The following is a 26,261-nucleotide window of genomic DNA, read 5'->3' as shown; positions in this document are numbered from 1 at the left end:
GGGGAAGTATACTCTCCTCACAATTAGAACTATCAATATTTTACGTATCACCTACTTGACTTCTGACCACAAGTCTTTATTGTTCAATTAGGTTTTGTTTCTAATATGTTAATAATACAAGAAGTTGCGCCTAAAAGCCAGACCTTCGCTTGGATTCAAATTGTTATTCGCAAAGTTAAGTAATGATGTTAGAAAAGTGCTGGCCATAGTAAACTGCTAGAGCCATTCTTATTAACAACGCTATTAATAAAAATATTTGTCTAATATTTTTCATTTGTAATGGGGCTGTCATATGCAAGTCATAGGCCTGTAATTTCGGTCAGTTATAGTGGTGGTTGGAGTTAGAAAGTTCATTCTTAGTGAGGGGTACATATTATGACAGCAAAAAAGAATTTAACGAAGGTTATAACGGCTGGTGTGGTTGGAATTGCCGGTGTAACGTTATTGAGCATCCAGACAACAAGTGCTGATGCTGCAACCAAGGGGACCGTTACATATCATGGTGGTGCGACGACTGTTTGGGATAACAACTCAAATGCACCACGGCCCTTACGCTATTTAGTTGAAGGACAATCCGTTAATATTGAAGGCACAAAACAGGCCTTAGGTGAAAAATGGTATAACATCGGTAACGATCAATGGGTACCGGCGAAGTACTTAAAGGCAACTGATGATCAGACTACTGTAACGACAGCGCAGACAGCGGCACAACCAACTGCAGCAACAACGACTAATCAAAAGCAAACAACGACGACAACTGAACAAACAACAACTGCGGCCCAAAAAGTGGTGGCTGCTGCTAAGTCACAGATTGGTGTTCCTTATGTCTGGGACGGTGTAACACCCGGTCAGGGACTAGATTGCTCAGGGTTAACTGCCTACGCCTATAGTCAGGCTGGGGTTCAACTGAATCATTACACGGTTTCTCAGGAAAGCGCCGGCCAGCAAGTTGCGCTTAATCAAATGCAACCTGGTGACCTTGTATTTTGGGGTGGCGTTGGTGCAACCTACCATGTAGGCATTTATATTGGAAATAATCAATATGTTGCTGCACCACAACCAGGACAAAGCGTTGAAATCGAGACAATTTCAAATTACTTTATGCCATCATTTGGTGTCCATGTTTTATAAACTAGGGAGTGTTTGGAAACAATAAGAGGCTAGAATTTTTGTCCCAGTTTCTTAATTTTGTGTACGATGGCCGTTCTTGTGGCAAAGTAGCTGCCCAGTTACTTTTTTAATTTAAATAATCATTTTTCATAAATAGCAAGTTAAACCGGGTTTAATTCTGGGTTTAGCCTGCTATTTTTTGACTTTGTCGTAATACTATTGTAATATAAATGTAATAAATATAATTTTTCTTTTGATTGTAGGTGATATTGTTGGAAACAGAACGACAATTGTTGAAGGAAAAACAACGAAAAATGTTGATTTATTTAGCGGACCTTTATACACAACATGTTGCTGACCACGAAGCAGGAAGCCGGCCGGCCAATTGTGCAATTTGTCATGAAATAAAAGTGGTTCATGAAATTACGACGGATTTGGCTCAAGAATTAAAAAATTCTGAAAAAATCGGCTCAATTAGGCGTAGTCGCCGACCGCGGCAACAACAAAACGTTGGTGTACCAATTTACCGTTTGACGGTCCGTGTGGGGGAAGTTTATTTGGTGCGGGCGGTTAGTTTGGCCGCGGCCATTCAGGTTGTTTTGACGAACAATCAAAAAGTGTTAGCCTACGCGACAATTGATCCAACGCTATACAAGACTATTCCGCTAACGGATTTGCCTGAACGAAATCTGGCTGTTTTTGTGCAAAAGCACCCTGATTTTACCGGAATGATAGGTCGGGTAAGAACGTCGTTAGTGGCATCATAAAAATAATAAATTTATTGGGTGCAGTTACGCCACGATTAGGTAGGAGTAACTGTGCTTTTTTAGTAGGTTAAAAGAAGTATTTCTGAACGTGCTTTGGACTAATGTTCAAAATCTAAACGCTCCCACCACTATTGCGTTGTTTTTGGCAAACGACTAAACTTAAAGTATGAAAGGGAGTGGCAAAATGTCAACTAAACACTCATCGTGTACTGCCATTTTGGTCGGAAAAAAGGCAAGTCTCGATGGTTCAACTATGATTGCCAGAAACGAGGATGGATACGGACCAATCAATCCAAAAAAATTCGTTGTACATGCCGCAAGAGCTTCAAAGGGTGAAGTGTTTACTTCTCCAGAAACTGGGATGGTTGTGCCGTTACCGGCGCACGCTTACCGTTACACAGCAGAGCCTAATTATCGGCCCAACGATGGCTTTTATGAAGAAGCCGGGATTAACGAAAAGAACGTTGCTATGTCCGCAACGGAGACAACTTTTACAAACCCCCGGGTATTAGGTTTTGATCCACTGGTTCTGAATGGGCTTAATGAAGAGGCAATGACGACGCTTGTTTTACCATACATTGACTCGGCCCGCGCTGGTGTTCAACGATTAGGCGATTTAATTGAAAAATACGGAACAGGTGAAAGTAACGGAATTGCTTTTTCTGATCATGATGAGGTTTGGTACATGGAAACAGCAGGTGGGCACCATTGGATTGCCCAACGAATTCCTGATGACGCTTACGCCATTGCCCCTAATCAGATTAATATTCAGGAAATTGATTTTGACCAACCAGAACAGTTTATGTGGTCAACTGATTTGGCTAAATTTGTTGCCGATCATCATTTAAATGCTCATCCAGGGCACTTTAATTATCGGCAAATTTTTGGAACACACACTGAAAGTGATGCCCATTATAATACGCCTCGAGCTTGGTATGGTCAGCGCTTATTTACACCGAGTGTTGAACAAGAGCCAACGAGTCAAGAAATTCCGTTTATCCAACACGCTGACCGTAAATTAGCAGTGGAGGATTTACAGTACTTTTTGAGTTCGCATTATCAAGAAACACCGTATGATCCTTTTGGAAAAGGAACAAAAGAACAGAAAACAACTTTCCGTTCAATTGCGTTAGATCGTAATCAAGTGTCACATATTTTACAGATTCGTAACCATGTGGCGCCGGAGTACGCCGGTATTCAGTGGATAGCGATGGGCTTTTTTGCATACAGCCCGTACGTGCCGTTCTTCACTAACATTAATGATACGCCAGAAAATTATCGCAATACGACTAAAGCGGTTGATTTAGACAATGCTTACTGGCTTTATAAGTCATTGGGCGTCCTAGTTGAACCTCACTATCATGATTTTGTTGAGCAAATTAATGAGTATCGCGATGCTTGCCAAGCGCAAGTACGGAATGCCGTTGAGTTAACTGACCAACAGGCAGCTGAGCTAAGTGGGGCCAAATTAACCGATTATTTAACGCAACAAAATGAGTTAGCGGCAGCTAAAATTACTAAAAACACTAAATTATTAATGGACTCATTAGTCAAGCAATCGTTAAACTTATCACCGATTACTTTTGAGCCAGGCGATAATTTATAGTGCAAGGTAATATTCTGGAGATTTGTTTGTGTAGTTTAATTAAATGAATGAGTTATCTTTAAAAATAGTGGTAGTAAATTTGCGTTACGCTTGCAAATTTACTACCATTATTTTAAAAATCAAAAGCAAACATACGTTCAAAGCAAACGAGGATTATACTAAGTTTTATGGTAAAATTAAAGTAAGCAGGAAGGTAGTTTAATCGTATTTTCCAAACCGATTTAAACGTGTGTGAAAAAGTAGATTACTGTACCCGCCATATTTTGTTTGGCTAATTTTTGCAATGACTGGCGCGCTTAGACAAATTAGCTTGGAAAGCATAATTGTGGGTCCTGTAATTGTATTTGTGGCGTAGAACCCGGGCGCTTTTTCAAACACTTTATGAAAGGAAGTTGACGATGAGCTTACAGTTTGTAATTGGAAAGGCCAGCCAAGACCACCGAAGAGTGATGTTAGCACAGTTGGGTCGGCAGTTAGATGCTGATCCAGAGGGCCATTTTTTTTATTTGATTCCTAACCACATCAAGTTTAGTTCAGAAGTTGCCATTTTAAATGCGTTACAGCAGCGGCAAGCTAAGACTTCAATGGTTTACGCTGAACAAAACGTACAGGTCTTTTCGTTTTCACGGTTGGCTTGGCATTTCATGAAGAACACACCTTATTATCAATTGCCAAGGTTAGATAAGGCTGGATTGAATATGCTGATGTATCAAACTGTTACGCAGCATGCGGCCGAACTAACAATTTTTCGGGGCGAGTTAACGCAGCCAGGTTTCATTGCCCAATTGGTTGATCAGTTAATGAACTTAAAAACTGGCTGTGTTACTAGCGAAGATCTACAAGCAATCGGCGAAAAATTAGATCCTAAGGCAGATATTGCGGCTAAAGTGGCCGATTTAGCGGTAATCTATCAGGCGTTTGATGCAGCGATGGCTGGCCGGTACGTTGCAAATACAGATTTACTCAACGCTTTAAGTGACTATTTGGCCCAGGAAGATTTAAGTCACAGTTATTTTTACATTGAAGGCTTTGCACAATTATCGGCTCAAGAATATCGTTTACTAACAACCTTGTTGACACACGCGGCTAAAGTAACGGTTAGTTTAACCCTTGATCAAGCCTATACTAATGAATTGCCCACTTTAGAAAATCTCTTTTTTCAATCAGGTAAGGTTTACCACCAACTCTATCAAACTGCACGCCGTTTTCATATTCCAATTGCGACGGATTTGCGGGCTCAACAGCCGCGGGTGAGTGCGGGCTTACAACAATTAGAAAATTATTGGATTCAGTCAACCAACGGCGGGAATATTCAAAGTGAAACCCTAACGCAAGCGACCACGCTCCAATTAATGTGTACTGACACTCGGTATGCAGAAGTTATGCGTGTTGCGACTAAAATTCGGCAAATGGTTGCGCTAGAGGGTTACCACTACCGGGATTTTTTGGTGTTAACACGGCATTTAGATGCTTACGAAACAATTTTGGCACCAATTTTTCAAAAGCAGCAAATTCCTTACTTTGATGATTTACAACACAGCATGGTTGATCATCCTTTAGTTGAATTAATTAATGCGCTGTTTGCAGTTAAAGATCATTTTTATCGTTATCAGGATATGATGCGTTTATTAAAAACAGAGCTTTTTTTACCTAAGGTTCAGGGTAAAACAATGGCACTCGAAGATTTTCGGCAGGCCGTTGATTTAACCGAAAATATGGTGTTGAAGTTTGGCTTTACCGGAAAACAATGGTTACGTAAAGACGACTGGCAGTACTACCGCTTTGATGAGCAAGATTTTGGAACCGTCTCGGACCGTGATCAAGTGATAACTAAGCAAGTTAACATTATTCGGAATTTTATTAAGCAAAGTTTACCACCGCTTTTTAAAAAGTTAGATCAGGTTAAAACTGGGAGCCAGGCCGTTGTGGCAATTTATCAATTTTTAGTCAAATGGGGCGTACCTGATCAACTATTAAATTGGCGTGATCAGGCGGTTGAACGTGGTGATTTAACGGCCGCAGCACAACCAGAACAAACTTGGCAAACTTTCTGCAGTATGCTGGATGAATACGTCACAATTTTAGGCGATAGTGATTTTGATAGTGCTAATTTTTTGGCGCTCTTTCAGGCTGGATTTCAGGGCGCCAGTTATTCACAAATTCCATCAACTTTGGATCAGGTGCTAGTTTCGGAAACGGGGATTGTTCAAACTGATGAGCGTAAAGTAATTTTTATGATTGGCGCCACTAATTTGGTCATGCCTGACCGAATAGGTGAAAACCAATTGCTTTCAGACAGTGATCAAGAAAAGCTAACCGCGACACTACCGGCGGAACATTATTTACCAGATGGCGCGTTGGCCCAGATGGCCTTTGAACCGTACCTTAATTATTTAGCGTTTTTGAGCGGGAAAGAGCGGCTTATTTTTACTTACCCTATGACGGGGGATGATGGTGCTTCATTACAGCCGTCGCCATACGTTGAACGAATTCGGCGCTATTTTCATTTAACTTGGCAGTATTGCCCGACGCGCCCGCAGTTGACGGCAAATAAAATTGCAACGTATGTAGGCTCGAAGCGAAGTGCTTTGACTAATTTAATTCAAATCAGTCGAGATGCAATTGCGCAGAAGAAAGAGCTGCCAGTGGCTTGGCTTTACGTTTACCGCCGATTACGTCAAGATCCTAATTATCAACAGCTAACGGCAAAGTTAATGGCCAGTTTGAATTATCGGAATATTCCAGTGCAATTAAAGCCTGACATTGTTACCAGTTTGTATGGTAAATCGATTAATACATCCATTTCAAAGCTCGAGGAATTTTATCAAAATGAATACGCTTATTTTCTAAAGTACGGTTTAAAATTACGTGAGCGTGATGTTTTCGAACTGTCACCGGCTAGTACGGGAGAATTTTACCATATGGCGTTGGATCATTTATTACGTCAAGTACAGGCCGATGGGCGAACGATCGCCGAATTAAAACTAACGGAAATCGATCACTTAGTAGATCATATTTTAAACGAAATGCGCGAGTTGCCTCAATTTCAGATTTTAAATAGTTCTAACCGGATGGCCTATATTGCTCGGCAACTGGCTGGAACGGTTAAACAAATGAGTCATGCGCTGCAACATCAGGGCCAAAAATCACGGATGGCGCCACTACGAACGGAAGTTTTATTTGGCCATGTCGGTAGTAAAGAAGGGCTGAAATCATTAGACTTTAATCTGCCACAGGGACGTGCGGTTCACGTTCGAGGGAAGATTGATCGCATTGATCAATTGGTTGTTGGCCAAGAACGTTATTTAGGAATTGTGGACTATAAATCTAGTGAGCACAAATTTAGTTTCAGCGATGCTTACTATGGACTGGCCTTGCAGATGTTAACCTATTTAGACGCAATGAAAAAGAATGTGGGTCAATTGGCCGATGGTAACGCGGTAAAGCTGGCTGGGGCACTATACATGCATTTACAGAATCCTAAGTTAAAGCTAAAGGATGTACTTAGCAAAGGGTTTGATGATGCATTACTAGCAACCAATAAATATGATGGGATTTTATTAAATGATTTAACGTTACTTGATAATTTGGATCAAGATTTAGCTGATAAAAAGAGTGGCTACTCACAGGTTTACCCGCTTTATAAAAAGGCAAGTGGCGGCTACAGTCCTCACCAAAGTAATCTGGTTACTGAAAGTGAGTTAGAGTTGCTACTTCAGCATAACGAGACGTTAATTAGACAGGCGGCACAGGGTATTTTTAATGGGGATTTAAAATTAAATCCGGTTAAGTGGCCAGATAATCATACTGCCTTACAGTACTCACCGTATAAGTCAATTTTCCAATTTGACGCTATGCTACCGGAAAATAATTATCACCAATTAAATACACTCCAGCCAGAGGATGTTGTGGCTATGTTGGCGGCTGAAAAACGGCAGAGGAAGGAAGACTAAAATGGCAAAAGCAACTTTTACGGCAAGCCAGCAAAGAGCAGTTGTGGCGCAAGGAACTAATATTTTGGTGTCGGCCTCGGCTGGCTCAGGTAAGACAACTGTTTTAGTTGAGCGAGTCATTCAAAAAATATTACACGGTACGAGTATTGATGAGCTATTAGTTGTGACGTTTACTGACGCTGCTGCTACTGAGATGCGCCAGCGAATTCAGACTGCGCTTGAGCAGGCCATTCAGGCAGCCACACCAGGAAAACAGCAACAGGAGTTACGGCATCAATTAACGCTATTATCAGTAGCTAATATTAGTACGTTACACGCCTTTTGTTTACAATTGATTCAGCGCTATTATTACGTTATCGACTTAGATCCTGAATTTCGTTTATTAACCGATGATACAGAGAATTTACTGCTACGCGAAGAAGTTTGGGATGAATTACGGGAAAAGCTTTATGGTGATGGGGCCAATGATTTTACGATGTTAGTTCAAAATTTTTCTAATGATCGCAACGACGATGGTCTAAATGATTTAGTGTTCAGGCTGTTTGATTTTGCTAACGCCAATCCCGATCCAGTTGCCTGGTTAACTCAGTTAGTGACGTCTTACCAAGTATCTGGTTCAAGCTTAACGGCAAGTGAGTTCTTTCAAAAGCAGTTACGCCCATTATTAGAAGCACAATTAACTCAGGCCCAAAATGATTTAGCCAGTGCGCGACAATTAGCGGTGGATGAGTTGGAAAAATTTTCCCCAGTTTTGGCTAGTGATGGTGAAAAAATTCAACAACTACAAACGACATTAGAAGCAGATAATTGGAACACAATTCGGCAAAATCTAGCCAACTTTAAATTTGAGCGGGCGCCAGGGCTGCGTAAGTTGTCCGATGAGGCTAAAGCAACAAAAGAGCAAATATTAGAGTACCGAAAGCAAGTAAAAAAACAAATTAGTCAGTTAGCGGTGGATTATTTTGCCCTTGATGAACAACAGGCTTTGAGTGTTATGCAGGCCGCGGCCAAGTTAATTCAAAGCTTAGTTGCTGTCGTTCGTCAATTTAGTGACGCCTTTACTAAGGAAAAACGGCGACGCCACGTTTTGGATTTTAGCGACTTAGAACACCTTACGTTACAGATTCTTACTGCTGATTCCGAAAGTGGTCAACAAACACGCCAAACATTACAGCAGAAATTTAGTGAAGTATTGGTTGATGAGTATCAGGATATTAATCGACTTCAGGAAACTATTCTGACGACAGTTGCGAAAAATAACCCAGGAAATTTATTTATGGTGGGCGATGTTAAGCAATCTATTTATGCTTTTCGCTTGGCCGATCCAGGCTTATTTTTGGCCAAATATAAGGAATTTACCGATTCGGCGGTGGGTGAACGCATTATTTTGGCCGATAATTTCCGCTCAGTGACTAATGTGACCAATTTTATTAACCTACTTTTTAGTCAACTAATGGATGAACAGGTTGGAGAAATGGCTTACGATGACAGTGCCAAATTAGTTGCCAGCGCAAAGTACCCACCAATGGAACCCCACGCCGAGGTTATGATTTACGAAGCAAAGACTCAAGAGACTCAAGAAGAAACTGCCGAGCCAGTGGATGAAAGTTTTTCAATCGATGATAAAGCACAAGGGCAGATTATGATGGCTGGTCAGCGGATTAAAAAAATAATTGCTGATCATAGCCAAATATATGATCGTCATCTTCATCCAGGTAAACAACGTGATTTAAAGTATCAGGATATTGTGTTACTAACACCGACGCGCAAAAATAACCTTGTTATTACCGAATTATTCAAACAACTGGGAATTCCAGTTGTTGTTAATGATGCACAGAATTATTTTCAAACGACTGAAATTCAGATTATGATGGCTTTACTAAGTGTGATTGATAATCCGTATCAGGATATTCCGCTGGTAAGTGTATTACGTTCGCCAATTGTTGGCTTGGATGAAAACGAATTGGCCTTCTTACGGATAACTAAGCGAACAGGTGATTATTATGCGGCAGTGGTTAGATTTCACCAGAATTTTACTACTGGTAATGAGTTTCAACAAAAATTGGCCCAGAAAATTGATCGTTTTTTAGGCCAGCTTGATGAATTTAGAACTTTAGCGCGCCAAAATCAATTAGTGACGTTGATTTGGACTATTTATCAAGAAACTGGGTTTCTTGATTACGTTGGTGGCATGCCTGCAGGAGCTCAGCGGCAGGCCAATCTTCACGCTCTTTATGAACGGGCGCACGCTTATGAAGCAAGCAGCTTTAAAGGCCTTTTTCAGTTTGTACGTTTTATCGAAAAGATGCAGGAAAAGAATAAGGATCTGGCTGAGGCACCAACCCAAACAACGGAGAACGCTGTGTCTGTAATGACAATTCATGGTAGTAAAGGGCTTGAATTTCCCGTTGTTTTCTTGATGGATGCCAACCATGAATTTAATCAGACTAGTTTAAGGCAGGACTATATACTAGATGATCGTGCGGGGATTGGGATTACCTATTTGGAGCCTGAGCAGCGAATTAAAATTCCAACTCCGCAACAAGTAGTTATCAAGGCACAGGTTAAAAAACGACAGGCGGCCGAGGAAATGCGGCTATTATACGTTGCTTTAACACGTGCTGAGCAGCAACTCTATATTGTAGGCTCTTACCCCGATCAAAAGACGGCTGTAAAAAAATGGCAGGCAGCGCTACAAAGTGAACATCTAGTTTTGAATGAAACCACTAGAAGTAACGTGACTAATTTTATGGATTGGATTGGGATGTGCTTAATCCGGCACCCGCAATTTGATCAGGAATTGTTAACACAGAATAGTGATTTTTCCGGCCTGGCACTTGATAAAACGGAGTTCAAAATAACTTTTGCCAATAAGCAGCAAGTGTTGCCAACTGATCCGCTACAGGCAACGACTGAAGCGGCGACGACTTGGTTAGATGAAACAACGGCAAAAACAACACAGCCAGAAGGTTCCGTTGAGCGGCAGGCCCAGATTGAGCAAGTTCTAAATCTAAACTATCCCGATGTAACGGCCACCCAAACAACGGCCTATCAATCGGTATCCGAAGTGAAGCGGTTATTTGATGACCCCGATAATAGTGAAATGAATCCTTTGCAACTGAATGGTGCGCCAAAAGGACAGCATCGTTTCGTTAATCATGATTTTATGGTGCCCAAATTTATGCAGACAGTTACGGCACCAACGCCAGCAGAAATTGGGAGTGCAACTCATTTAGTGTTACAAGAACTAGATTTACACGTACCACCCACGGATGAAATAATTGGAGAAACGTTGACGCGTTTAGTCGAAGCGGGTATCTTGACGGATGCCGTGGCAAAAAAGGTTAATGTTTCCAATTTAATTAATTTTTTTGCTAGTTCGTTAGGAAAATTACTATTGGCGAACCCTGATCAAGTGACGCGTGAAGCACCGTTTTCCATGTTATTACCGGCCAAACAATTATTTACGGACTTTAACCAGCAAAATGATGCTCCGGTATTAATTCATGGGATTATGGATGGTTATCTAGTCCTTTCTGACCAAGTAATTTTGTTTGATTACAAAACCGATCGGGTTGCTAAAAACAAACCAGATGCCGGAATTCAAGCAATTAAGCAACGATATTCGGGGCAATTAAACCTTTATGCTGCGGCACTTGGTCAAATTTTGAAGCGTCCAGTAACTGCTAAGTACCTTTATTTATTGGCGGTTGGCAAGCTTGTGGCAGTTAATTAGCTTTTAAAAGGTTAGTGGTTGGAATTTTATTCATTAAAAGCTGTTTAAAACAGCAAAAAGGGATGGGGTAAAATTTATTTTTACCCCATCCCTTTTTTTCTGTTTACTGTAATTTGATGGTTATTGTACCAATTGATTTATGAGTGCTAGGATTATTTCCTTCATAATTAACCGCTGCCTTATCGTCTTTTAGCTCGATACTAGCAACAGCCGTTACCGTTTTTCCGGGCTCAACTGCTGTCGTGGCTTGTTGTGCCGCAGTGCTATAATTTGAGTTACTTGAAATATACGAACTAGCCGGTGTGCCAGTGCTTAAGTCAACACCATTTTGCTGAAAAACACCATATTTGTTTAGATCAGTTTGTGGTGTAGTAGCCGTTTTATGTTTGTTATGGTAAGTGTAGTTGAAGAGGACAACCTTACCATTACTATCGTCAGAGACAATTTGAATTTTAGTAAAGGTAATTCGGAAACCCTTAGTATTAATAATATTGCCCGAGGCATAGGTATTATTTTCGGCCTGATAGTTTAAAGAATTTTGTAAAGAATCAGGAATTTCGTTATTAAAATCAGTTTTAGCGATATCATGAGCCTCGGTGTTAAGCTTTGTGAAGCTAGTTGAGTAACTATTATTATTACTTGAGCCAACGGAACTGACAAGCGTCAAAATTGTTTTGGCATAGTGCTGCAAGCTTTTTGTCAGTTTAGGGTTATTTTGATTGGCACGAAGTTCTTTTTGGATCTTTTGTACTTTTTGCTTAGTTGATGTCAAACTAGCAGATAATTTTTGGTTAGAACTATCAGTTTGTTGGTTAATCAAATTAACTGGTTTCATAGCCGCATCAGTCAGGGCAACGTATTTTTGCTGGAGCTGAAAATTAGATAAATGCTGCTTGGACGCAAGGCTTGTTGACTCGGCCTTTGTCTGGTTTTTTTGACTTTGTTTGCCACAACCACCTAAAAGTAATCCCATACTTAGAACGGCTGTCAGTAATGTTAATGATTTCCGCATATTCTTCTTACCCCAATTCATTCTAATGTTTCTTCTAGTATAACATCTCTGGGGATGGTCTTGAAATAGTGACAAAAATTTAATGACTAGCATGTTATGATTAACTCAAAAGGTAGTGATTATATTGGAAAATGACGAAGAAACAGTACAACGATTTCAACGTGTTCTAATCGTAAATAACGCCGTCCAACAATTACGAGCAGGGGAGTACGCTCAACTTGATACAAATTCATCAGCGGCGGAATATTCACAAATTATTACTGATTTTTACCATAACGAAAACGTTGTGCCAATCTATTTATTGAAACGTGCCGACACAAAACAAAGTGGTGAAGAAGTGGTAGATGACCGTTATTTTCAGGCGTTGGTTCAATTTTTTCTACACGGCATCCGCTTAACTGGCATTGATGATCCGGAATTGGCCGGCCGAACCGCTTCTGAATTAGATCGAGCAACATTGACCAAAATTCTGGCGTTTCCAATACCAGTGACCCAATTTACTGGTATAAAAAGTGACCATATGGTGCAAGTACTACGAACCTTAATTAAACAAGGTAAAATTTAGTGAAGGGGTGACCTGATGATGAGGAGAAAAACTTTTTGGGGTAGTTTTTTGGCAGGTATTTTAATTGTTACCAGCATACCAGTGTTTGCTTACCCTAAAGCACGAAAAAATCGGCACCAGCGTAGTGATGTTATTCTGATTCCAGGTCATCCGGCTACTGCTCACGGGAGGGAAACACCAACTTTACGGGTTGTTTTAGATCAGGCAGTCCAGCTGTACCGTCAGGGGCTTGCTTCATACGTCTTGGTGTCTGGTGGGGCAATCCACAATCAATTCGTTGAGGCCGACGTCATGGCTCAGGGATTGATCGCACGTGGTATACCGCAAGCAGCAATTATTCGCGAGCGGCAAGCCAGCAACACTGCTGAGAATTTTTCTTTTTCGTTGAAATTATTGCGCCAGTTTCAACTGCAACGTTGTCTGATCGTGACCGTACCTTGGCATAATCGGAAGGCGAGTTTTTATGCTAATAAATATGGTATTAAGCATACGCTAAGTCCGGCTCCTTACCCGAAGGAAATGACGTATCAAGATCGATTACGACATTTTGGTCAAACTTATGCTAAAATGCTTTGGCAAATACCGTTAGCATAGCAAAGACAACAAAATAGGTTCAAGACAAAAGTGTGCTTTTGTCCTGAACCCTTATGGTTGTGTGCTGAAGTTAAGTTAGTTTAATTTTTAAATGCTCGTGTCCGCGTTTAGTTAATTGGTTGTCCTTTACGAAGCCAAGGTTTTGAGCACTACGGTGAATGCAGGAACGGAAAGTGTTGTGCTGAATACTTTTCGGATCAAATTCGTTATTTTGAATGGTCTGGAGATGCTTTTGTAAGTCAGTTTGTTGTGACATTATCGTGGCTCCCTTCCTGATGTGTGTAAACTCAGCATAACAAGTACGATTTACAAAAGCAATTTATAAGCAATAGGACAATAATTGTAGGGCTAAACAAGAGGTGAAAAGTCAGTTTTTGAGTTTACTGTGTGACGTAAGCTAATCTAATCGCACTTCCGTTAGGCACGTGAACCCCGACTTTTGGTGCATGTTCTAGAGTAATGCGCGGAAATAGTAAGCGGCTAGGACTTTTGCTCCAGCCTCACCTCAATAAAGCGGCCTTAGCATCCAGAATTAAACGTAATTTAGGAGACTAATTTAAAAATACAGTCTAAAAATAACAGGCATAAAAAGGGAGGTGCCTACCCTGTATAATGATCTAAAACGTAAAATTATTGCCGCAAGTGATGAAATTGGAATTGATCAAATTGGTTTCACGGATGCAGCGCCGTTTGCAGAGATGAAGGAAAGTCTCTTGGCCCAAAAGGCTGCTGGGCATACAAGTGGTTTTGAGCACCAAGTCATGGCAGAGCGCTTGTATCCGGAGAAAATATTTGATCAGCCTAAATCAATTATCGCAATCGCATTGGCCTATCCAAGTCGGATGCAAGAAAAGGCCCCGCGTGATCGAACCAAACGGCGGGGTAGTTTTGCCCGAGCATCCTGGGGGGAAGACTACCATTTCGTTTTACGAGACCGCATGACAAAATTGGTGGATTTTATTAATGCTACCGTTCCAGAAGAAAATTTCACTTTCAAACCGATGGTGGATACTGGCGAACTAAGTGATGTTGCAGTGGCCCAGCGTGCTGGTCTAGGATTTATTGGCCGCAACGGACTTCTAATAACGGAAAAGTTTGGGTCTTTTGTCTATTTAGGTGAAATTATAACTAATATTCCCTTTGAACCAGATACACCAGTAGAAAATCAGTGTGGAACTTGCACACGCTGCGTTGATTATTGTCCACCACAGGCCTTGATGGGGGATGGACGGTTAAATGCTCAACGGTGTCTTTCTTACCAAACGCAGACGAAAGGTGTCATGCCAGAGGAATTCCGTTCCGAAATACGCAGTGTTATTTATGGTTGTGACATTTGCCAGTTAGTTTGCCCATTTAATAGGGGAAAGGATTTTCATTTACACGAAGAAATGGAGCCACGAGTAGATGAAGTAACACCAATCTTGCAACCAATGTTAACGATAAGCAACCGTGAATTCAAAGAACAATTTGGCCGTTTAGCCGGCTCGTGGCGGGGGAAGAAGCCGCTTCAACGCAACGCAATTATTGCTTTAGCCAACATGAAGGATCGTAGTGCACTGCCATTATTATTACAGTTGATTGAAGAAGACCCACGACCAGTAATTCGTTTAACTGCGGTCTGGGCAGTGGGGCAGTTAAGCCGTGGTCTAAATGACGAATTACACCGCTTTTTTAAGGAACGTCTGCTTAATGAGACCGACGTTGATGTTAGGGCGGAGATTAATAAATTGTTGGAATAGTTGCCCTAATGAAAATTGATTAAGTTCTACTATAGCGCTAGAAGAAAGCAGTGGCAGGCCATAATATACTTGACCTGCCACTGTTTTTGTATTTTTTGAAATTTTAAGAAAATGGCCGGAAGTGGGACAAACGTCGGTCGTGCGCACGTTAGAATAATGATCGGAAACAATAAGAGGCAAGGGCTTTTGTCCCAGCGCAAACAACTATCATTACTCGTTATTTTTTTGAATTTGCTTCCGATATTGGCTGGGGGATAATTCCGTTGTTTTTTTAAAAGTTTTACTGAAATAACTAGTTTGTGAAAAGCCTAAATTATGGGCAATACTATCAATTGACCACGTCGCGTCCTGAAGTAAAATTATGGCACGATCGATTTTCTTCCGGTTAACGTAGTCTACAAAATTAATATTCATTTCTTTTTTAAATAACTTACTTAAATAATAGCTAGATAAAAAGACGTGCTTAGCAACGGCATTGAGTGTAATGGTTTCATTTAAATGGCTGTTAATGTAAATAATGGCCTTTTTGATTTCGGCTTTTTGGGGATGATCAATTACCGTTTGTGCCGCAGCTGGTTGGATCTTAAAATCAATGTTTGCGGTCTGCGTCGCTTGATTATTGGTTGCCCAAGCCTCGTCGTTTGCTGATGTGACTCCTTGTTGCACTGATTTTGGTACTGAACTAAAGGGGCCAACAGTTAAAGTTTGATCGACAATATCAGTTAGGTAATTATTGATAATCATCTGGAGCAATTTTGCCGCTGCCTTAACTTTATCTAAGTTTACGAATGGAAGGGCTGTGTAGGCTGACTTTAAAGCAGCATTCGTAGATAAAGTAGTTTTTTGTTCCGTGATTGGTTGGAGTTCGGCACCATCTTTAACCTTGGCCTGTCCGCAAATAATGTAAGCAATGACTTGGTCATCAAGCATGATGGGATAGGAAAAATCCACTAGGCCGGCGTGACAAAGATAGGGTGTTGGTCGCTTATTATTCAAGGCAAGGTGGCCGCCTGCAACGTCGCAATTTTGGCAAAGCTTTTGAGTTGCCTCATTTTGCCGCATAAGTCGACAAAAAGGAGTGAAGCCATGACTAGAAGTAAGTGCGTTACCCTGTGTATCAACAAGTATTGTAGGCAAATCAGTCGCTGCAGTAAATTCCTGTAGAATTTTATCAAGTACTTTTTGATTTGACACTAGGTAAGTTTGCCGATTTAACATGCCATCACCTCCGTTTATAAAAATATTGCACACCACATCGTAATAAATCATATAAACCATTTTTAGTATAACGAGAATTAAGTGATCCGTAAAGCTAATCTATCGGCGTTTTATAAAGAGTAGGACTGGATCTGAGAAATAAAAATGATGAATTATTTGATTTCATGATTTTTTATTCACTTAAAACATGCCAAGATTATCTTAATTTTAAATCAAAAATGGCTTATTTAAGGGAGGTTGATTTAGATAAGCGCCTTACTTTTAAAAAATTTTACAATAATAACAGAATTCAGCCTATATATTACGGTAATGTTACCGTTTTACAACAGTTTAATGAGATTTCCAAATATCCCACTTTTTCTTTGTATAATTAAGTAAGAAATATTGGACAAAAGGAGATCTGCCTAATGTTGTGGTTGATGGGAGTACTTTTAATAGCGGCGATTGCCCTATTAGTTTATTTATATGGTATTCAAAAACAGTTAGAATATCATGCATTAATGAGTTGGATGTACACAATTTTATTTGGTGCCTTGGCAGTTGTTTTTTTAATTGAGACCTTGGAAAAAGTAACAATTGGTGGGAAAATAATTAATTTAATTCTAGCGGTTGCTTGTGTTGCGGGGGCCTTTCTACGTGCAGGTTTGACGCAAACAGGAATCTTAACTGATAGTGTTCTCTTTAGTTACACGGCTTACGCACACATTAAAAAAGTTACTTTGCGTGCAACTAAACAGGGAATTCAGGCTATTTTTCAAACGGATAAGGAACGTGTGATTGCTTTAGATTTTCAGCAAAACATGACTGACTTAAACCAATTTTTGGAAGATAAGTTACCCGCCGAAACAGCAATTGTTGTTCAAAAAGGGTAGTTAAATAGTAGCAAGTTGACCGAAACATGCTACAATACAAGTATAAAATGTGTAAAGAAGGAATGATGAAGGATGAAATCTGACCGGCCCAGGTCGCCGCGTATATTGTGGCTAACAACGATCTTGCAAGTTATCATTATTTTAGGTTGTTTATACACAGTTCTAACAACCAATTCATCGATTATGTTGGTATTAACTGGTTTAGTGATGGCAACCTTGATTTTAGTAGTAATGAATAAATTTGGTCTTTATTTACATCCACGGCACCGACATGAATTGCGTAGTGATCGGTAGCTGAATCACTTTCCAAATCAAAAAGCCTTCAAGCTAAATGTCTTGCGGGCTTTTTGTTTTGGAAAATAGTAAATGATTTAAGGCATTATCTATTCGTAAACGAGTTATTTGATTAGAGGTTCATAAATTTTGGTAAGGGGTACATAAAATGAAGGTTGGAATAATTTATCTAATTACTCTTATCAAATTACATAAGAATTTAATTTGAATTTGGGTGAAAATATTGCCTATTTATGTTTCGAACGGTCTTAATAAAGTAGTACCATATACTTGTTGGTATCACAATTTTAGCTCTTTAAGGGTTAGGTTAAGGGATGATTTATTGTGCGTAATGTTAAAGAAAATAAATTACGGGCGTTTGAAACACAAACTAAACTACATTATAAAATGTATAAATCTGGTAAACGATGGTTATTTGCTGGTTTACTAAGTATTGCTTTTTTTGGTGGTGGATTTTTAAATCAAGGAAATGTTCATGCAGCCGTGAACAATGAGTCTAATAATGTAAACAAATCAGATCAAGTGACAATTGCGCCAACAAACTCAAATCAAGGACAAGTGGTCACTTTAGTTAATAGCGCGGCTACCGCTGAATCGGCAGTACCGGTGGCTACTTCTGTGGCCAATACCTCAGCGATGAGCTCTGATCAAGGTTCGTCCGCGAGCACACAGGCCAATTCAGCGGCTCCTAAGCAAAGCACTGCTAATTCACAAATTGGTTCAAAAAGTTCAAGCGAGGCCACAGCCGCAAGCTCTGTAGCAAACTCAAATTCATCAGCAGTAAGTGCCAGTCAAAGCTCGTCTGCGGACGCGCAAGTTGATTCTGCAACGACTGGTTCAGTGGCTGATGCGCAAATAAATTCAAAGGCTACGAGTGCGGCTCCGGCAGCAAGTTCTGGGGCCAATACTTCAGCAGCGAGCACAGATCAAAGTTCGTCTGGAAAGACACAAACTCAAGAATCAACAGCCACTTCAGACGTGGCATCTGTAGGTGGGAAGATCCAAAGTGCGGGAAAATCAATGGACACTGCGAAATATGCAGGTCGACAGGCTAAAATTGTTAGCCCAGAACGAACAGCTGCTACTAATGAATCCCAATTGAGTGAGTTGGCAGTAACAGAAGGACTTCAGGCCGACAATGTCACAATTGATACAAATGCAACTGGAGATGTTTCACCTTATGAAAACGTTACTTTAAGTGTTGCAATTAACAATCTCAGTACAAATACTATTCCGGTGGGCACTGAATTGGATTTAACGGTTGATTCATCAGTGCTGAGTTATGCTAGTTTACAGTCGAGTGAGTTGAATTTACCCGATTATTTAGCAATGACGGTTGATACGGCAAATAATCAAATTAAATTTAAATTTCTTAAAACAATCTCTACGCTTGGGGAGGTTACAATTAAGATTCCAGTTTTTGCCGTTAATAATTCTACCTCTGTAACGCAAGGTGCACCGATTTTGGCCAATATTTTAAATACTAATGGGACAATTATTGCTGTTCCAGTAGCCAATCCAATAATCACAGTCACAGGCAATACCGATAATTCTGATAGCTCACTCATTTCACCATATTGGCAAAATACTGCTAGCTATACGGGGACAAACGTTACTAACTTTGTGGGTACCGCGACACAAGATGGTACCAAATATGGTTTATTTAAGCTCAGTTCAGGAGAAATGGATTTTCAAAATGCATACAATCAAAGTATGAAATTAGGACCATATAGTGACGTAACATTAGGTTTTACCTATGATACAAATCAGACACTAATTCCTGATTCAATTAGAATTGTGCATTTGGGTGTTGACGTGACGGATCAGTTTGCCAATGAAATTACGTATGGTGATCATAATTTTCAAATTAATTTAGGTAATACAACTTCAGATGCCATTTATTTGATTACTTATGCAGTTAAGGGTGCTGACCCTAATGCTCAATATTTGAATGGTTTTTCAATTGATTATACAAAACCAGGTGCGAGTGAACCCTCTCATTATGTGGTTAATTTAAATTCGGCTTTTGCTAAGGTGGGGACAAATGGTTTCTATCCTTCACTTGAAGTTAGCAACCAAGTTGTTGATTATGATGTTGATTACAACCTAAAAAATACGGCAACCGCTAACGATATTGAAGATGGCGATATTACAAGTAATATCGTTGTCAAAGATGATGGTGGCTTTGATACAAAACAGTCAGGCTCGTATAATGTTACTTACGCGGTAACGGATAAGGACGGTAATGAAACCGATCAGACTGTTACTGTTACCGTAAAGGCTGTTGCTAACGTTCAGTATGAGGATGAGGCCGGTAACAGTCTTGGAACCGGCAGTGCAGTTTATCCAGATGGAGCCTTTGTTGGTAAGAGTTATACCACGAGTCCGGGAACGATTGCAGGTTATACGTACGAGCGTTTGGCCAATGGTAGTGCTGCAGCTAGTGGCAAATTAACAACAACGCCGCAAACAGTGATTTATGTTTACCAACAAAATGGTGCGGCGGTAACTGTTCAGTATGAGGACGAGCAAGGTAATAGTCTTGGAATTGGCAGTGCGGCCTACCCAGATGGAACCTTTGTTGGCAAAAGTTATACTACGAGTCCGGGAACGATTTCAGGATATACGTATGATCGTTTGGCTACTGGTAGTGCCGCGGCAACAGGGACATTAACGACAACGCCGCAAACAGTGACCTATGTCTACCAACAAAATGGTGCGGCGGTAACTGTTCAGTATGAAGACGAACAAGGTAACAGTCTTGGGACTGGCAGCGCGGCTTATCCAGATGGGACCTTTGTTGGGAAGAGCTATACCACAAGTCCGGGAACGGTTTCAGGTTATACGTATGATCGTTTGGCTACCGGTAGTGCCGCCGCAACTGGGACATTAACAACAACACCACAAACGGTGACGCATGTTTACCAGCAAAATCCAGTTAAGGCGGCAACCGTGACTGTTCAGTATGAAGATGAACAAGGAAACAGTCTTGGAACTGGCAGCGCAGCTTATCCGGATGGGGCCTTTGTTGGTAAGGGTTATACTACGAGTCCGGGAACGGTTTCAGGCTATACGTACGAGCGTTTGGGTAATGGTAGTGCTGCAGCTAGTGGCAAATTAACAACAACACCACAAACGGTGACCTATGTCTACCAGCAAAATCCAGTTAAGGCGGCGACCGTGACCGTTCAGTATGAAGATGAACAAGGTAATAGTCTCGGGACTGGCAGCGCAAGTTATCCGGATGGAGCCTTTGTTGGTAAGGGTTATACCACGGACTCGAAGACGATCACAGGTTATACGTATGATCGTTTGGCTACCGGTAGCGCAGCCGCAACTGGGACATTAACAACAACACCACAAACAGTGACTTATGTCTACCAGCAAAATCCAGTTAAGGCGGCAACTGTGACCGTGCAGTATGAAGATGAACAAGGAAACAGTCTTGGAACTGGCAGCACAGTTTATCCAGATGGGGCCTTTGTTGGTAAGGGTTATACCACAAGTCCGGGAACAATTGCAGGTTATACGTACGAGCGTTTAGCCGCCGGTAGCGCAGCCGCAACTGGGACATTAACAACAACACCACAAACGGTGACCTATGTTTATCAGCGAGTAACGGCTGTCCAGCCGACAGTACCAACACAATCCCAGCCGACTACTAAGGCTACTAAAAAAGTAGTTGCTTCAAAGATAAGCACCAAGAAAATACCCGTCACTGGGAAAACAAGTACAAAATTAGTTAAAACTAAGCAACTAGTAACAGGCTTTACTAACAAAAAAGTAAAACAGGCTGCCACAACGACAAAGGCTGTACCAGTTGTTGAAAAAAATAAAATGACTAAATTACCACAAACTGGCGAGACACAAGCACAAAGTAGTAGTGCGTTAGGTGTACTTTTATTGGAATTAAGTGGTTTGTTAATGTTTGGTTTCAAAAAACGTAAAAATTAAATAGAAGGAAAATAAACGTTGTTGGGTAACCCCGCAGCGCTTATTTTTTTGGCCTAAAGTAAGTTAATAATTGAATAATATTTGCATAAAAATTATTTTTAACGTATAATAAATTCAATAATTAAAAACGGATTAAAAAAGGAGACTCCAGTATGAAAAACAAGGTTCAGAAATTGCTGCTTTTAATGAGTTTACTATTAGGATTACTTGTTCCGACCGTACTGGCGAGCACACCAAGTTTAGCCGCCGAGCAGACAACAACGCAATCAGATAAGTATTTGAAAAAAATTAAAAAACAGGGCTACATGACGGTTGGATTATCCGCCGATTACCCACCTTACGAATTTCACCAAACAATTAATGGCCAAGATAAAATCGTTGGTTTTGATGTATCGATTGCCAGGCGAATTGCGAAAGATATGGGTGTTAAATTAAAAATTAATGAAATGGGTTTTGATGCTTTATTAGGTGCCCTTAAAACAGGAAAAGTCGACATGATTATTTCGGGCATGTCGGAAACGCCAGAGCGAGCTAAACAGGTTACTTTTTCTAAGCCGTACTTACACGTTAAGCAAGTTGTAATTGCCAAAAAAGAGGATGCCGCCAAATTTAAAACTTCAGCGGATTATGAAGGTGTCGCAGTCGGTGCTCAAAAACAAACGACTCAGGAAACATTGGCGCACAATGAGTTGTTTGGTGCCAAGGTGATGTCACTACAAAAAACAACGGATTTAGTACTTAATTTACAAAATAATAAAATTAAAGCAATTGTTTTAGAAAAGCCAGTTGCTGATGCTTACGTCCAGCAGAATAAGGACTTTGCGATAACTAAGACTAGTTTTGCTAATTCTACAAAACCAACGGCCGTTGCAATGCCCAAAGATGCGCCGGCCTTAACAAAGCAAGTAAATAAAAGTATTACTACGATCAATCAAAAAGGGTTAATGACCAAGTATAAAAAGGACGCCAATGCTTTAATGTTCAAAAAAAGTAGTTTCTTCCAACAATATGGTAGTTACTTCCTTAAAGGAACACTTTATACCGTTGAGTTGGCCATTGTTGGTGTGTTCTTTGGGGTTATTTTAGGAACAATGCTTGCCTTTATGAAACGATCGAAGAATTGGTTATTAAAGGCCGTTGCCGTTATTTACATCGAATTTATTCGGGGGACACCACTGCTGATTCAGGTTTTCATTGTTTTCTTTGGCGCACAAATGTTGGGTCTTGGGCTATCGGCCTTAATTTCAAGTATGATTGCCGTATCACTTAACTCTGGTGCTTACGTAGCAGAAATTATTCGTTCGGGGATTAATTCGGTTAAAGTAGGACAGCTAGAGGCGGCGCGTTCATTAGGATTGACGCAAACCGCTAGTATGCGTTATGTTGTGTTACCGCAAGCAATCAAAAATATTTTACCGGCGTTGGGAAATGAATTTATTACTGTCTTAAAGGATTCGTCGGTTGTTTCAGTAATCGGGGTAGGTGAATTGATGTTTGAAACGGGTGTTGTTCAGGGCGCAAGCTTTAAGCCGTTTTCACCATTAATTGTTGCTTCATTGATTTACTTTGTTTTAACTTTCAGTATTTCACGATTGTTGGCTTTGGCTGAACATAAGATGGCGGCTTCAAATTAGAGAGCGTTTAAAAAGCGGTTAGAGTCTACTCCGCAATTGAGCAACGATAATTTTTAGCATGTTTAGGACAAATTAGTTACAGAAAATAAAATGTATAAAAAAAGGACCAACGACAAACGGAATTTCCGCCGTCGTTGGTCCTTTTTTAGTCTTTAAAATTATTTATTGCTTAATTTTGAAGCAGCTGCTTCGTCGATGATAACTGTAACGTTATCTTTCTTTTGTAAAATGCTTGCTGGAAGATCTGGTGTTACAGGGCCTTCAATCATACCCTTAACAGCATCAGCTTTTTCAGCACCCCAAGCCATCAAAATGATGTTCTGAGATTTCATGATTGAACCAATACCCATTGAATAAGCGTATTTAGGAACGTCTTCTTCATGTTCAAAGTTACGTGAGTTAGCTTCGATTGTTGATTCTGTTAAAGCAACTTTACGTGTTTGAGCATCAACGGGGGAGCCTGGTTCGTTAAAACCAATATGACCGTTACGGCCAAGACCTAATACTTGGATATCAATTGGGTTATCAGCAATAACTTTGTTGTAACGAGCGGCTTCGGCATCAGAATCTTCAGCTAAACCGTTTGGTACGTAGCTTTTAGCGAATGGCTTCTTGTTGAACAAGTTGTCTTGCATGAAATAATGGTAGCTTTGATCATTATCTGGTGCCAAACCAACGTATTCATCCAAGTTAACGGAAGTCATCTTAGTGAAATCTACATCGCTTGCAATTAAGTTCTTGTACATTTCAACAGGAGTGCTACCAGTAGCAAGACCTAATACTTTTGCACCATTTTTAACACCTTCGCGGATCATATCAGCTGCTTTTTTGCCGCCTTCAACATCATTCTTAACAACGATAACGTTCATTATTTAGAACCCCTCTTCATAAGTTTTCGTACCTTTATTGGTATAGTCCAATTATAAATCGTTTTGAAAAATAGTCAAGCATTCCACTCATTTTTTGGATTTTTTATTTAACAACAATCATGCTCTCATATAGAAGTAATTCGATTAACGGTGGAATTTATACTGCTAATTATATTTAATTAGGGCGTTAAAACACGATTCTTTATGCTGTTTCGTGATTATGTTGTTATTTTTGAAGTGCGCCAAAACTGATGTTATTGCAGAGCGGAATCTAGTCTGTTTTTGTGCCACTTTTTAGTTAAAGTAGAAGATGGCACGATCAAGTGTGCCAAAGTTCGTGTTGAAGCGATTTCAGGAAGCGGCTACAATGAATTTCGTAAAGTAGAAGGAAAGGAGCGTTTTAAGTTATGGAAAATACAGCAACATCGACGAAGAAAAAATCGTCACTTAAAACGAAAGTCCAGCGTTTAGGTAGTGCCTTGTCTAACATGGTTATGCCAAATATCGGCGCCTTTATCGCTTGGGGCTTAATTACAGCATTATTTATGGCAACTGGTTGGTTGCCAAACGCACATCTTGCCAAATTGATTACACCAATGGTGACTTATTTACTACCATTATTAATTGCGTTTACTGGTGGCTCATCAATAGCAGGTCATCGTGGCGGGGTTGTTGGTGCAATTGCAACAATGGGTGTTATTGTTGGTGCCAACATTCCAATGTTTATTGGTGCTATGTTAATGGGACCACTTGGCGGCTGGTGTATTAAGAAGTGGGACGATCGAGTTCAGCCTCACATTCGTCAAGGCTTTGAAATGTTAGTTAACAACTTTTCATCTGGTATTATTGGAATGCTTTTAGCTATTATTGGCTGTTATGCCATTGGCCCAGTTGTAACAACAGCAAGTGGCTGGTTAGCAACTGGTGTTGACTACATCATTTCGATTCATTTAATTCCGTTGGCAAATATCTTCATTGAACCAGCGAAGGTTTTGTTCTTAAACAACGCTATTAATCAGGGGATTTTGACACCACTTGGTATTCAGCAAGCGGCTAAAGCAGGAAAGTCAATTCTATTCTTGCTTGAACCTGATCCAGGTCCAGGTCTTGGTGTTTTACTTGCCTTTTCTATTTTTGGTAAAGGGACTGCTAAAGCATCTGCACCAAGTGCCATCATTATCCAATTCTTTGGTGGGATTCATGAAATTTACTTCCCTTACATTTTAATGAAACCAGCATTATTCTTATCTGTTATCGCTGGTGGTGTAACTGGGACGTTTACCTTTAGTATGTTAGGTGCTGGCTTGAAAGCATCACCATCACCTGGTTCAATTATTTCGATTCTCTTAATGACACCTAAAGGTATTGGAAACTTTGTTGCTGTCTTAACCGGTGTTGCTGCAGCAACGATTGTTTCCTTCTTAATTTCAATGGTTATCTTGCGCCGGGATAAGACCAATCCGGATGCTGCTTTAGAAGCTGGTCAAGCACAAGTAGATGCTATGAAAGGTAACACCAAGCCTCAAGCTAGCAATGGCAAAGACGCTAAAGCTATCTTATCTGGTGGTACTGTAAGTAAGATTATTTTTGCTTGTGATGCTGGGATGGGTTCATCCGCAATGGGTGCCTCAATCTTACGTGATAAGGTTAAGAAAGCTGGTTTGGATCTTTCTGTAACCAACACGGCCATTAGTAATTTGAAGGATGAATCTGGTTTATTAGTTGTTACACAAGAAGAATTAGCTGATCGAGCTTTGAAGAAGACGCCAGATGCGGTCCACGTATCAGTTGAAAACTTCTTGAATAGTCCTAAGTACGATGAAATTGTCGCCGGCTTGAAGACCAAAGAAGTTACAGCAGATGACGAGACTTCAACGGAAAATGCAGCGCAAGATTCTACTACTAAGGAAACTGACGCTTCGGCTTATAAAGTTGATTTTAGCAAAGTTACTGAAGTTGATTTCGTTCATCACGACCAGAATGTTGGTTCGGCAACAATGGCCCTTTCAACCTTTAAGACTGCTTTAAAGAAAAACGATAAGAAAATAACTGCACGCAATGTTGCTGTTAACGATTTGGAAGATAAGCCAGAAGTGTTGGTTCTTGCTAGTCGTGAAACTGCTAAACGAATTAAATCGCAATTTGCTGATTTACAAGTTATCGTAATGAGTAATCTGTTAGATCCTGCAGAGTATGATAAAATTATCTCTGAACTTAAATAAGATCGTGAATAAAAACGACACAAAAGGCGGCCAATTTTCTCTTTAGGGGAGAATTTGCCTTTTGCCGTATGTAGCATTAAGCTACGCAAACGCCTTGCCTCGACTTTATTCACATT

General features: G+C 40.3%; 17 protein-coding genes. 13 read left to right on the top strand and 4 right to left on the bottom strand.

The features are described 5' to 3' along the window. Window positions 1–375: 375 nt before the first annotated feature. The 5 genes from EKM61_RS04105 to addA all read left to right on the top strand — a co-directional run bounded on the left by EKM61_RS04105 (window position 376) and on the right by addA (window position 11,172). Window positions 376–1,131 carry a C40 family peptidase gene (locus EKM61_RS04105; protein WP_068222271.1) on the top strand — a complete coding sequence of 252 codons (756 nt, stop codon included), beginning with the start codon at window positions 376–378 and terminating at the stop codon, window positions 1,129–1,131. A 251-nt stretch (window positions 1,132–1,382) separates the two neighbouring features. Then, window positions 1,383–1,877 (top strand): hypothetical protein, encoded by a 495-nt coding sequence (locus EKM61_RS04100; protein WP_068222274.1) that lies wholly within the window; start codon window positions 1,383–1,385, stop codon window positions 1,875–1,877. A gap of 184 nt (window positions 1,878–2,061) precedes the next feature. After that, window positions 2,062–3,483, top strand: coding sequence for a C69 family dipeptidase (locus tag EKM61_RS04095; protein WP_068222277.1), 1,422 nt, complete (start codon window positions 2,062–2,064; stop codon window positions 3,481–3,483). Window positions 3,484–3,881: 398 nt separating this feature from the next. Beyond that, window positions 3,882–7,436 (top strand): PD-(D/E)XK nuclease family protein, encoded by a 3,555-nt coding sequence (locus EKM61_RS04090; protein WP_068222280.1) that lies wholly within the window; start codon window positions 3,882–3,884, stop codon window positions 7,434–7,436. A 1-nt stretch (window position 7,437) separates the two neighbouring features. Beyond that, window positions 7,438–11,172 carry a helicase-exonuclease AddAB subunit AddA gene (gene addA / locus EKM61_RS04085; RefSeq protein ID WP_068222285.1) on the top strand — a complete coding sequence of 1,245 codons (3,735 nt, stop codon included), beginning with the start codon at window positions 7,438–7,440 and terminating at the stop codon, window positions 11,170–11,172. Between the two features lie 103 nt (window positions 11,173–11,275). Here addA and EKM61_RS04080 read toward each other — a convergent pair whose 3' ends face one another. Continuing rightward, window positions 11,276–12,184 (bottom strand): DUF5067 domain-containing protein, encoded by a 909-nt coding sequence (locus EKM61_RS04080; RefSeq protein ID WP_158234211.1) that lies wholly within the window; start codon window positions 12,182–12,184, stop codon window positions 11,276–11,278. A 124-nt stretch (window positions 12,185–12,308) separates the two neighbouring features. On the opposite strand from EKM61_RS04080, the gene EKM61_RS04075 reads away from it, so the two are divergent. Together EKM61_RS04075 and EKM61_RS04070 are read left to right on the top strand one after the other, a co-directional pair. Beyond that, a complete protein-coding gene (locus tag EKM61_RS04075) occupies window positions 12,309–12,749 on the top strand; it encodes a hypothetical protein (protein WP_068222291.1) in 441 nt (146 codons plus the stop codon). Window positions 12,750–12,764: 15 nt separating this feature from the next. Further along, on the top strand, window positions 12,765–13,343 hold the full coding sequence (locus EKM61_RS04070) for a YdcF family protein (protein ID WP_068222294.1): 579 nt from the start codon (window positions 12,765–12,767) through the stop codon (window positions 13,341–13,343). A gap of 70 nt (window positions 13,344–13,413) precedes the next feature. Here EKM61_RS04070 and EKM61_RS04065 read toward each other — a convergent pair whose 3' ends face one another. Continuing rightward, complete coding sequence (locus EKM61_RS04065; protein WP_068222297.1) at window positions 13,414–13,599, bottom strand: hypothetical protein; 186 nt, start codon at window positions 13,597–13,599, stop codon at window positions 13,414–13,416. A 349-nt stretch (window positions 13,600–13,948) separates the two neighbouring features. On the opposite strand from EKM61_RS04065, the gene queG reads away from it, so the two are divergent. Then, on the top strand, window positions 13,949–15,082 hold the full coding sequence (queG, locus tag EKM61_RS04060) for a tRNA epoxyqueuosine(34) reductase QueG (RefSeq protein ID WP_068226172.1): 1,134 nt from the start codon (window positions 13,949–13,951) through the stop codon (window positions 15,080–15,082). 210 nt (window positions 15,083–15,292) lie between these two features. Here the strand turns inward: queG and EKM61_RS04055 are convergent, their stop codons facing one another. Further along, entirely contained in the window at window positions 15,293–16,300 is a 1,008-nt protein-coding gene (locus EKM61_RS04055; protein WP_068222300.1) for a PocR ligand-binding domain-containing protein, read from the bottom strand. A gap of 407 nt (window positions 16,301–16,707) precedes the next feature. Between EKM61_RS04055 and EKM61_RS04050 the strand changes: the two genes are divergently transcribed. From EKM61_RS04050 to EKM61_RS04035, 4 genes are all read left to right on the top strand, one after another. Further along, window positions 16,708–17,172, top strand: coding sequence for a hypothetical protein (locus tag EKM61_RS04050; RefSeq protein WP_068222305.1), 465 nt, complete (start codon window positions 16,708–16,710; stop codon window positions 17,170–17,172). A gap of 72 nt (window positions 17,173–17,244) precedes the next feature. Next, entirely contained in the window at window positions 17,245–17,466 is a 222-nt protein-coding gene (locus EKM61_RS04045) for a hypothetical protein (protein WP_068222307.1), read from the top strand. A 324-nt stretch (window positions 17,467–17,790) separates the two neighbouring features. Then, entirely contained in the window at window positions 17,791–21,420 is a 3,630-nt protein-coding gene (locus tag EKM61_RS04040) for a MucBP domain-containing protein (protein WP_068376547.1), read from the top strand. A 152-nt stretch (window positions 21,421–21,572) separates the two neighbouring features. After that, entirely contained in the window at window positions 21,573–23,054 is a 1,482-nt protein-coding gene (locus EKM61_RS04035) for an ABC transporter substrate-binding protein/permease (RefSeq protein WP_068222313.1), read from the top strand. Window positions 23,055–23,212: 158 nt separating this feature from the next. Here EKM61_RS04035 and nagB read toward each other — a convergent pair whose 3' ends face one another. Continuing rightward, window positions 23,213–23,923 carry a glucosamine-6-phosphate deaminase gene (gene nagB, locus EKM61_RS04030; RefSeq protein ID WP_068222316.1) on the bottom strand — a complete coding sequence of 237 codons (711 nt, stop codon included), beginning with the start codon at window positions 23,921–23,923 and terminating at the stop codon, window positions 23,213–23,215. A 407-nt stretch (window positions 23,924–24,330) separates the two neighbouring features. On the opposite strand from nagB, the gene EKM61_RS04025 reads away from it, so the two are divergent. Further along, a complete protein-coding gene (locus EKM61_RS04025; RefSeq protein WP_068222318.1) occupies window positions 24,331–26,145 on the top strand; it encodes a PTS mannitol transporter subunit IICBA in 1,815 nt (604 codons plus the stop codon). The last annotated feature ends 116 nt before the right edge of the window (window positions 26,146–26,261 follow it).

Origin of the sequence: Loigolactobacillus backii (assembly GCF_003946275.1) — a bacterium.
GTDB lineage: Bacteria > Bacillota > Bacilli > Lactobacillales > Lactobacillaceae > Loigolactobacillus > Loigolactobacillus backii.
Note: the sequence above shows the minus strand (reverse complement) of the source record. Positions and strands in the feature narration are given on the sequence as shown.